The organism is Pirellulales bacterium (genome assembly GCA_035546535.1).
Classification (GTDB): domain Bacteria; phylum Planctomycetota; class Planctomycetia; order Pirellulales; family JACPPG01; genus JACPPG01.
Genome location: DASZWQ010000111.1, coordinates 165,324 through 175,455, shown reverse-complemented (window position 1 = coordinate 175,455; position 10,132 = coordinate 165,324). Strand labels below are relative to the sequence as shown.

Below are 10,132 nucleotides of genomic sequence, written 5' to 3'. Positions count from 1 at the left end.
CAGGTCGTATCTCCCTTGGGCCCGAAAAAGTCGGCGCGCATGTTGTTGTCGACGCCGGCGATATCGAAGCCTAAATCGTCGAAGAAACGAACCGCTTCGGAACCAATCAGCCCGCTGGAGCCAGTGACAAGGACGCGCATGTGAGAAGTTCTCGCTGATTCCCAGTGTGCCGCTTCTTTAAGGAGCCTTTCCGGCAAGTCGTTTCGGAAAGGCGTCTTTTTTTCAAATCCGCTGGATCCGATCTCCACGCATTCGCCAAGTCATGGTGCGATTGGTGCCTATTATCGCTCTGCTGGCCGAGCAAAGCCGTCTTGTGGCGCATTCCGGCATGGCTGAGGACCTGTTCGTGACAATATACACGACGACAACGCTCACACCGGAGGACTCAGTTAGCCGACCTCATGAAGAGCGGTCAACTAGTTAATTCTTCGATATCGGCATAGTGTTTTCCGCTATTCCATGACGACGGCTGGCGACCACACTGGGGAAAAGAGCGCAATATCCACTTGCGTTCTTTCTCAACGTCAGACGTGTCCGCGTTCGGGCGCGACATAGCAGGGGACTTGTCCGATGACGGTACCGGGCGGTGTAGCTGCGCGCGATATTGTCGAGCAAGCACGACGCGCCGACGAATCGGTTCCAGTCGCGCGGATGAGGTCGACCGACCTTCACGAGTGCTCGTGCCCGGTTGCCCAAAAGGCGTTCTCCAGACTCACTTGTGAGGAGCCGAGTACGACGGTTCGAACCGGTATCGGCGCTATGCCACCCACCCAAGGTAAAGGCAGCAAGGGCTAGCTGGATGGCTGATATTGTGATCTGGATTTCGATAACCTCAATAACGTCTCTATCTATATGGTGCTTCGCAAAGTACCCCGACTAACGAGAACCACTCTAAGTCCCAATGGACGAGTGTCGTGTGTACTTATCAAGCACAGGAAGTTGCAAGCGCAGCGGCGGCTCTGCGTTGACCAGACTGACCGATGATCACGTGGATGAGCGTCGAGCGCGCAAGTCAAATGACATTCGCAACACTCAGTATTCAGTTCAGCTTGTGAGGAAGTTGCCGCGTGACAGGCACGGTTGACAAAAGAACGTGAAGGTCTTCCGCGGCCCAACATGTCTATCGACATTCTGCGCGGAATTGCGGGTTTAGAGGCTCGTTGTTGGCCCTCTGCAATCGATTCGCGGACTCAATCCTCGCATCGGACAGCCATTAGCATGAACGTCTTCGACCAAGCGTGGCGAGAACGCGACGCATCTGTTCTAAGTGCCATGCAAAAAGGACTTATTGGTGACAGCTACCGAAGTGGGGTCGTTGTTATTGGACGTGTGCGCGGGCGCGATGCTACTCCTGCGAGATTTAGCCACATTTGGCGTAGTGGTGATCGTCGTATGCACTTTAAATGAATGGCTTAGACGACGGAGAGGGGAATGACCTGCATTATGCAAAGAGTGACTTTAAGTGGCGTGTTCGTGCTGCTGGGTGTCCTAGTGACCAGCGCGCAAGCTCAATACAGAGCCAAGCCGCGTCCATTCGACGGTGCCGGCGGCGGGAGCGCGCGGCGACCCGCGATAAGTCCGTACATGAATTTGATCAACAACAACAACGGTATCGCAACGAACTACCAGTCGCTCGTTCGTCCAGCACTTGAACAGAATAATTTCAACGCCAAGTCGGCTTCCGCAATCCGCGGGTTGCAGCGGCAAGCGGCCCAATCGGCGAGCCGCTCGACGTCGACGTATGAAGGCAATGTAAAGATGCGCGCAACTGGTCATGCAGCTGCTCGCGAGAACTACTCACACTACTATCCGCAACTCGGCCGCCGATGAGCACTTGGAATCGACAAATGTTAGTTCTACTTTGCGAACAATCTGCTCCGGACTATGCCGCTTCCGTCGTCGCGTACTCATCGATCGGGTCTCCTTGCCTGTCGGCTGGAAACCTTCATAACCGATGGATCAGAAAATCAATAGCAGGCCAGCGCCTCTCAAGCCGGTGACTAGATGCTGTTTCTCGTGTGCTCAGAACGCAGTTTGTTCTATAGGAAGGCTGTTTCAGCGCAGACCCAGGCCCATATCGGGTAATCTTGGGCGGGGATGCCGCTAGCGTACCCGTGTGCCGAACTCTATTGGACGTACTGAAGCCTACTGATCCAACGTGGGTGCGCGCTTAGGACGGTGGATTACCCACCAGGTCGCTGGGTTGCGGAGCCTGGATTTGTATTGAACGCCGTTCCCTAAGCCTGGACGTCTGGTTGCCGTCGCATATCGGGCCGTGCTTCCCTGCACTCGCACTCGCGAACATAGGTTCGTGCCTGGAAGCGCACCTCAGGCGCCCGATGACGGTCCCGCTGCCTTTTGCCGCGGCGCGCACGTAGTCTGCTTCCGAGGGTTCGGATCGCCGACGTGGGGCAGCTTCTCGACATCACGACTCCGTTCACCTAGAATCCTGTGATGCACTTTCGGCTTCAGCCGAATCCAAGCCGGCGGGTGTGGCACACCTGGCCGGCTCATTTTTTTGCGATCACTTCGCTTTCCGCAGACTAGCGATAGACGAATTGTCCTCGCCAGATCGCATCACCAGCCGGCCTTTTCGAGTTCGGCATTGGCGCGATCAACGGTCTTTCGTCGCTGGCCGACCGTGCGTCCCGGTGCCGCATTGCCATCGCGAGCAGCGGTCAATCTCTCAAAGAATCGCTGCAACGCCTCGCGCGACGTGCAGCAGGTGCCGCCAACTTGAATGGACTCGAGCTTCACGCCGCGAAGTCCGCGCTGGCACCAGCGATAAATGCAGCTAACGTGGGGCCGCTTCGTGCCGCGGCGAATGGGGATGAGGGACGGGACGTCCGCGAGAGCAACCAGGCTCTCGTGCTGAGAGTCGATCACAGATTTTACCTCCGGCAACAGACCGTCGGCGCGCACTTCGACCTAGTTTTTAACTGGCCAGCCAATGCGTGCCGACGAGTATTGTCGTCGCAGGTTCACTACCCCACCGAAATCTCACTATGCAAATTTGGCGGCCGTTGTCAACAAATAATACGCCGCAGGCACTAATGCGACGGGTTGCACTTCAATGCATCAGCCGACTTCCCGAATAACCGCGGCGGCCTTCTGGAGGTCTCGCTCGGCGTAGATGAGCGTGGTGTTGGGCTTTGAGTGGCCAAGTACCATCTGAGCGCTTTCGAGCCCGAAGCGCTTGCGGATTTCGGTGGCTGCGGTGTGCCTGAGTCGGTTGGGGGACCAGCGGTGGGCGCTCCGCCACTGCTTGAGTTCGTCGCCCTCGAGCTTCTCCGTCGGTGGGAAGGCCTTGTCGCAGGCCCGGTGGATTGCGGTCAGGTACGACAGCCGATTGTATACGGCGCCGGGTTTGCGCTTAGGGCGTTTCTTGGACCTGTCCAATTGACTGGGTTGCACGGGCGTTTTGCGATTGGAACGCAACACGGCCTTGCGTGCTCGCTCACTCTCCGCCGGTGAAAAGCAAAAAGCGTCCGCGGAACGCAGTAGGTACGGGCGCAGAACCTCTTGCGCCTTCGGACCTACGAAAATCACGCGATCCCGGCCATGGTGCTTCGTCTTGTGGGATCGCGGACGGTACGCCCAGACATCGCCGGAGCGGTCGACGTCACCAGGTCGGATCGCACAAACCTCGGCCGGCCTGGCGCCGGTCGCTCTTTGAAATCGCACCATGTCAGCCACAACGGCCGGCATGTGAGGCAAGGTTGCCTCGACAATGCTATCGTCGATGGGCTTGATGGGTTCGGTTTCACGAGCTGCTGTGTGACCGACTCTCAAACCCGCAACGGTTGTCAGCGACTGCCATGTTCCCATGGGGATCAATTGCTCGCTGGCCGCCCATTTAAACGCGCGACGGATCTCTTGGATTAGAGAATTGCAGTATTTGCGCGCCTTTCCATCGTCGACGAAAGTCTGACGTACGGCCTTGAGCGCGAGAGGGCCAAACTCAGTGGCCCGTGTATGGCCGTATCGCAGCCTGATGGCCCGCATCGCCGTCGCGATGTTGTAAAGTCGACCGCCGCGGACGTAGTAGGCCTCGGCGTATGCCTTGTACGCCTTGCACAACTCCGTGACGGTTAGGTCGTTGCTATCCGACACTGCGACTGCGCGTCGACCAGCAGCGAGCCATTCACCGATGAGCCGGTCGTACTCAACGCGACTGGCCTTTGAGCCATAAGGACCGAGATAGTGATCGCGGCCAGAAATCGTGACAACAGCCTGTGCTGTCGCCTTATGTTTCCGATATTTGGGCGTCGATTCTCCGGCAGTTCGGGGCATGATGCGACCTCCGTTGTGCGAATAAAACGGTAACTACCGTTTTATTCCCCTTGGAATGGCCGCACTGCCGAACGTCGGCAGGTAACAGAAATGCTTGTTTCGGCGGGGGTTTTTAACAGTGGGCGATGAGGGACTCGAACCCCCGACATCCACGGTGTAAACGTGGCGCTCTAACCAACTGAGCTAATCGCCCGCGCGCTCGTTGCAGTTCCAGGCACCCCGGCTACTTGCAGCGCTTTTGGCAGAGCAGCAGAGGCCGTACGCGCGAGCCTGCAACGGTCAAGAAATCGTAGTCATCGCGAGGTGTGAGTGTCAACGCACCGGCGACCTGGACTTCCGTATGGGCCGTTGAGCCGGCAGAGGCCGCCGGCCATGCTTTGCAACAGCGACTCGGCGTTGCCGCACCGCTGGTGGATGAGCATGGTCGGCCCTAGAATGTCGGGCGCCGCGCCGTTCCGGCGATGAATTTCGAGTGCGGCATGGCGGGTAAGCTGCGAGGGCAAGGCGGTGCTGGACATCTTGCTGGTGATTGTGCTGGCGTTCCACTTGTTAGCCGCCAACCTGGCCGGCGCCGCCCCTTTGGTGTGCGTGTGGCTGGACGCGCGCGCCGTGCGGCGACAGGACCGCCTGGCCGGCGAGTTGGGAGCTTACCTGTTGCGGCAATCGCTCGTGTGGCTGACCGCTGCCCTGGCGCTCGGCGCGACGACGTTATTCCTGGTGTGGATCACGGCCTGGGAGCCGTTTTATGCGACGGCCCGTCGGCTGCCGACTTCGCGTTTCTGGTGGGCCATACCAGAGCTGGCCGTGTACTACGTCTGCGTGGCTCTCTACCTGCGCTGGTGGCGGGTGGGCGACAGTGCATCGCCGGCACGGCGGATCGCTCGTCGCACGATGGGCTTTTTCGCCGCGACGAATCTGCTGTATCACTTCCCGCTCTTGTTCACGGTGATCGGCGTGTATGCCACGCGGCCGGCGGCAGCCGACGATCTGCTAATATTCCGACGGGCAATGATCGATCCGGAAGTCTTGTCGCAATTCTTGCACCACGTCCTCGCTTCGTTCGCCGTGGTAGGCGTGGCCGTGATGGGTTTTGCCCTGCGGCTCGGCCGCCAAGGACGCCCGAGCGAAGAAGTACAACAGGTCGCGACGTGGGGTGGGTGGTTGGCGCTTGTGCCCACCGTTTTGCAATTGTTCGTCGGTCTGTACGTGCTGCTGGAATTGCCCGAGCGCGCTCGCGACGGATTGCTGGGGGGCGACCATGTGGGGACACTGCTGTTTGGCATTTCGCTGGTCGGCGCGATCATGCTCATGCACCGGCTGGCGAGCGTGGCTTTCGGCGAGACGGATCGGCGCAACCTGATTGGCGCGATGGCGCTACTGGTCTTCGTCGTGCTGACCATGGTGGGAACGCGTCAACGGGCGCGCGAACAAACGGCCATTTCATCGTCGAAATCTTCGGCATTTCGCCAGGCAACCAGAGACCTCGGAATCGATTCATCCCTAGAGATCGTCCTTGCGGAGAGATCTTCATGTCCGACGTGATTACGCTGCATGATTCCACGACCGGCGCCACGGCCAGAATCGCGCCGCAGCGCGGATTCAACTGTTTCAGCTATCAACCGGTCGTCGATGGCCAGCCGTTCGAGGTGCTGTGGACGGCCGAGGATTTCGTGGCCGGCGGCGGCAAGGGATCGCACAGCGGCATCCCCATCCTGTTCCCCTTCCCAGGCCGCTTGCGCGGGACGCATTTCGAATTCCAGGGGCGCACGTTTGCCCTTGTCGCCGGCGACGGCATCGGTAATGCCATTCATGGTTTCGTGATCGATCGACCGTGGCGCGTCGTCGAGCAGACGGGCACCATGGCCGTGGCGGAATTTCAGGCCGCGAAGGATGGGCCCGAACTCTTGGCGCATTGGCCGGCCGATTTTCGCATCGCCGTGGCCTATGAGCTGGTCGGTCACGCACTAACGAGCGAAGTCCGCATCGAGAACACGGGCGACGGGACTTTGCCGTTCGGATTCGGTACCCATCCCTACTTCCGCGTCCCACTGGGCACAGACGGCTCCGCAGACAATTGCGTCGTGAACGTGCCGGCTTCCAGCTATTGGGAGCTGAAAGACATGCTCCCCTCGGGCCGCAAGTTCCCGGCCACGGGCACGCGCGGACTGTCACTCGGCATGCGTTTCGTCGAAACGCATCTCGACGACGTCTTCACGGACCTGACGTACGCGGCCGGGCGTGCGCTAACGACGATCACCGATCCTACGAACCACCGCACGTTGGAAATGAGCTTCGACGAGCAGTGCCGCGAGTGCGTGGTTTACAATCCGCCTCATCGCCAGGCCATCTGCATCGAACCGTACACGTGCGTCCCCGATGCCTATGCCTTGGCCGAACATGACATCGAGACGGGCTTGCGCGTCTTGAACCCCGGCGAGACGTTTTCGACCCGGATCGATATCCGGCTGCGCGGGTAGTGCGTGCCGCGAAAAGGTTCGTGCCATGCTTTTTCGCCAACGGCGAATAAGCATTCCTTCAGTGCATAGCGACGGCAGCGGCGCTTAATCCTCGATCTCGCCGGCCGGTGGCTCGGGCAGCCAGAACGAGGCGATGAATCCGACGATATAAACGCTGAAGCCGACGGCCGCTGCCGTGTACGCCATCTTTGTTGGATCCGAGTCGCCAGGGACAAAGGACATCGTCGCGACCGTACTCGTGATCCAGGCAAACGAAGTGCCGATCATGCGCCCGCCGATATTCGCGGCAAAACTTTCGCCCGTCCCGCGCAGGTGGACCGGATAGACGCGCGGCAGATAGTTGCCCCAGAAGCTGAACTGTCCTACCGTCAAGAGTCCGGCGATGAAGATGCCGTAGTAGAGCATCTGCAAACTTTGCACTCCGGCCACGGCGAATACGATCGGCATCACAAGCAGGCCGGGGACCTGGAAGATCCGAATCAGAGTTCGCCGGCTGGCGATGCGCACCGCCAGCACGGCCAGGATGAAACGTCCTACGAGCCCGCCGATTTCCTGCACCTTCGTAACATCGGCCGCCGTGGCTTGCTCGATCTTCGCCTGGTCCGGTCTTTTCAAGCCTTCGGTCTTGGCTTTGACATCAGGCAGGCCGGGCACGATCTGCGGGATTTGTTGAATGGCGCCGAACGCCGCGCCGTAGCTGCACGCGAACATCAGCGTGGTGACCACGGTCGTGCGACGCAATGCGGGCGAAAACAGTTCCGTGATTCGGGGACGCTTGAGCGTGCCGGCCGCGCGCTTCTGGGCCCACACCGGGCTCTCGGGCAAAAACGGCCGAATGACGATCAGTGGAATCGCCGGAATCAGGCCCGACATCAGCGTATAGCGCCACGCCTCGTGCTGATGCTTGGGATCGATTGAACCGAGGAGAGAGGTCAGAAATTCGGGGATGGCGATGGCCGGGAAGTTGCCCGATTGCGAAATGGCAATCGAATTCGCGCCGGCCACCAGCAGCCCGCCGATCGAGGAAAAAAACTGTGTGTAACCGAGCACACGTTCGCGCTGCTTGGGCTCGGGAAATAATTCGGCCAACCAGGCCACGGCCGCGACGAACTCGACACAGACGCCGATGAACGTCGTGCAGCGGAAGAACAAGAGCATGGGCATCGAGGTGCTGAAGCCGGCGGCAAACGCCGAAAACGCGTAGAGCAAAATGCTCCAGGTGAGCACCGCCCTGCGACCCAGCCGGTCCGTCAGGTATCCGCCCAGCAGGCCGAACACTCCGCCCACGAAGGCCGGCACGAAGAACAGCATGCCGCGCCAGTGGGCAAACTCGGGGCTGCCCGGCGTGATGCCCATTTCCAAGAGCGCCGGCCGCAGGATCAGCGGCAGCATCAACAGTTCGTAAATATCGAACGCGAAGCCGATCGAGGCGATAATGCAGATCAACCATTGAACCGTGGTTAATCGACCGGCCGAAGAATTGCTGGTGGACATCGATGACTCGCTGCGAGGAACGGGGCGGGAAGGATTCGCGGGCGGGGAGGTCGATCTGATCGCCGCGGCCGTCCACCCGTCAAGTGATGAGCAGGCCTGCGCCGAAGACGCAAGAGGATCATAAGTCGACTGCCGGCGCGTGGCAAGCCAAGCCTGTCGGCGATAAGACTTGCGACAGCCGCACGAGAGCCGGTCGTCGCGCACTCGTGGCTTATAGGGGTATGCCGGAGTTGGTTGCGGCAACCAGCCCGCTCTCGGTGATAAGCGCGTCTTCCTGATAAGTCGCGTAGTCGGTGTTCACCGCCCACAGGTCGTGATTGCGATGCTCCAGGACGTTCTCGGCGGCCAGAATGCCCATCAGGATGCTGTGATCCTGGCTGTTGTATTTGAAGGCGCCGTAGCGGCCGATCGGCGTAATGCCGTGAAGCGTTTGCAGGTAGGCAACAACACGCTCGACGTGCTCGCGATAGCCGCGTGCGTAAACGGGATAGCAGCGTGGAAGGCGCACCACGTGTCCTGCCAGAATCTTGGCGTCGCCCGAGAGGCCCGTGGATTGCAGTTCGGCCGACGCTTTGGCAATGATCGTGTCGTCCGGCTCGGTCCACAATGCGTCGCTGTCAAAGCACCAATACTCGGCAGCGAGGACGGTCGTCGGGGCGTTGCCGTACAACTCGGGCACCCAGTTGCGAAAATTGGTCAATCGCCCCATGCGCAGTTTTTCAGAATGGATGTAGACCCATTGATCGGGAAAAAGATCGCTTGAATCCACATGCAGATAGACGAGCACCGTATTGCGAAATCTTAGCCGGTCGACCGACGCCTGGACGTCGCGCGGAATGTCACCCAAGCCGCGCACCAAGAGGGTGAGCGGCATCGTGGAGATGACGTGATCGCAGGTTTCGATCTGCCCCTCGACTAGCTCCAAACCGCGCACTTGGAGGCCATCGCGGAGCACGCGGCGGACGGGCGACTTCAGATGGATCTCGCCGCCTAACGCCCGCACGCGATCGGCCATGCGCTCGTAGACCGAGCCCGTGCCGCCGAGGGGATACGCGAAGCGATCGACGAGCGTCGCATGGGCACTCTGCTTGCCGGGCATCAAAGCTTGTTTGACCGCCGCGGCGAGCGAGAATTTCTTAATGCGCTGCGCCGCAAAGTCGGCGTCGAGCTCGCTGCACGGGATGCCCCACAGCTTTTCACTGTAGGACTTGAAGAACATGTCATACAACTGCCGGCCAAAGCGGCTGACGATCCACGATTCGAATGAACGATCCTGCTTGGGATCGCAACTCGGAGCGACGCGCTCGCGCAGGTAGCTGGCCAGAACGCGCGAGGCGTCCAGCACACCCATGTTGGCCAGGGCATTGACGGGTCTTAGCGGATAGCGAAAAAATCGCCCGCGATAATGAATGCGCGTCAGGCGATCGACCATACGGTAGTCGCGCCCCACGACGTCGAGCCATAGCCGGTTGACGCGGGCGTCGGTGCTGAAGAACCGGTGCGGCCCCAGATCGACGCGCTGTCCCCACAAATCCAGCGAGCGCGCCAGACCTCCGACACGATCGCCCGCCTCGTAAACGACGACGTCCGCGCCGCCTTGAGCCAAGCGCATGGCGGCGGTGATGCCTGCGGGACCAGCGCCGATTACGGCCACTCGCATCTAATGCCGCTCCCCCGCTGCCACGGTTGCGTCGCGCCAGGGTTGGATTTCGCGAATTGGTCGAAAGCCAACCACGCTAATTGTATAAGGAATAGTACGTGCCTGGACCGATTCTGCTGCCCAGGCGGGGCCGCGGCACACGGTTTCCGGGCCTAAGCTTGTACAACTTGAGCGTTTGTGCGGTTTTGCCACCTGGTTCCTAGGACGG

At 60.1% G+C, this 10,132-nt stretch carries 7 protein-coding genes and 1 tRNA gene; 3 read left to right on the top strand and 5 right to left on the bottom strand.

The window, feature by feature from the left end:
• Positions 1–1,431 precede the first annotated feature (1,431 nt).
• Positions 1,432–1,830 carry a hypothetical protein gene (locus VHD36_14330; GenBank protein ID HVU88494.1) on the top strand — a complete coding sequence of 133 codons (399 nt, stop codon included), beginning with the start codon at positions 1,432–1,434 and terminating at the stop codon, positions 1,828–1,830.
• A gap of 747 nt (positions 1,831–2,577) precedes the next feature.
• Here VHD36_14330 and VHD36_14325 read toward each other — a convergent pair.
• The 3 genes from VHD36_14325 to VHD36_14315 all read right to left on the bottom strand — a co-directional run bounded on the left by VHD36_14325 (position 2,578) and on the right by VHD36_14315 (position 4,486).
• The gene (locus VHD36_14325) at positions 2,578–2,886 is read right to left on the bottom strand and encodes a DUF1580 domain-containing protein (protein ID HVU88493.1); all 309 of its coding nucleotides are present in this window, start codon (positions 2,884–2,886) and stop codon (positions 2,578–2,580) included.
• Positions 2,887–3,078: 192 nt separating this feature from the next.
• Positions 3,079–4,293, bottom strand: coding sequence for a site-specific integrase (locus tag VHD36_14320; GenBank protein ID HVU88492.1), 1,215 nt, complete (start codon positions 4,291–4,293; stop codon positions 3,079–3,081).
• A gap of 119 nt (positions 4,294–4,412) precedes the next feature.
• Positions 4,413–4,486 (bottom strand) — tRNA-Val (locus VHD36_14315).
• Between the two features lie 314 nt (positions 4,487–4,800).
• Between VHD36_14315 and VHD36_14310 the strand changes: the two genes are divergently transcribed.
• Together VHD36_14310 and VHD36_14305 are read left to right on the top strand one after the other, a co-directional pair.
• Positions 4,801–5,835 (top strand): hypothetical protein, encoded by a 1,035-nt coding sequence (locus tag VHD36_14310; protein HVU88491.1) that lies wholly within the window; start codon positions 4,801–4,803, stop codon positions 5,833–5,835.
• On the top strand, positions 5,823–6,770 hold the full coding sequence (locus tag VHD36_14305) for an aldose 1-epimerase (GenBank protein ID HVU88490.1): 948 nt from the start codon (positions 5,823–5,825) through the stop codon (positions 6,768–6,770). Before VHD36_14310 ends, VHD36_14305 begins: the two co-directional genes overlap by 13 nt.
• Before the next feature lie 84 nt (positions 6,771–6,854).
• Here the strand turns inward: VHD36_14305 and VHD36_14300 are convergent, their stop codons facing one another.
• Both VHD36_14300 and VHD36_14295 read right to left on the bottom strand, forming a co-directional pair.
• The gene (locus tag VHD36_14300; GenBank protein HVU88489.1) at positions 6,855–8,264 is read right to left on the bottom strand and encodes an MFS transporter; all 1,410 of its coding nucleotides are present in this window, start codon (positions 8,262–8,264) and stop codon (positions 6,855–6,857) included.
• Between the two features lie 211 nt (positions 8,265–8,475).
• Positions 8,476–9,924 carry an FAD-dependent oxidoreductase gene (locus VHD36_14295; protein ID HVU88488.1) on the bottom strand — a complete coding sequence of 483 codons (1,449 nt, stop codon included), beginning with the start codon at positions 9,922–9,924 and terminating at the stop codon, positions 8,476–8,478.
• Positions 9,925–10,132 lie beyond the last annotated feature (208 nt).

Excerpts from the sequence above, each read along its gene's own strand:
- VHD36_14330 (HVU88494.1), top strand. The coding sequence starts at position 1,432 with ATGACCTGCATTATGCAAAGAGTGACTTTAAGTGGCGTGTTCGTGCTG.
- VHD36_14305 (HVU88490.1), top strand. The coding sequence starts at position 5,823 with ATGTCCGACGTGATTACGCTGCATGATTCCACGACCGGCGCCACGGCC.
- VHD36_14300 (HVU88489.1), bottom strand. The coding sequence starts at position 8,264 with ATGTCCACCAGCAATTCTTCGGCCGGTCGATTAACCACGGTTCAATGG.
- VHD36_14295 (HVU88488.1), bottom strand. The coding sequence starts at position 9,924 with ATGCGAGTGGCCGTAATCGGCGCTGGTCCCGCAGGCATCACCGCCGCC.
- VHD36_14320 (HVU88492.1), bottom strand. The coding sequence starts at position 4,293 with ATGCCCCGAACTGCCGGAGAATCGACGCCCAAATATCGGAAACATAAG.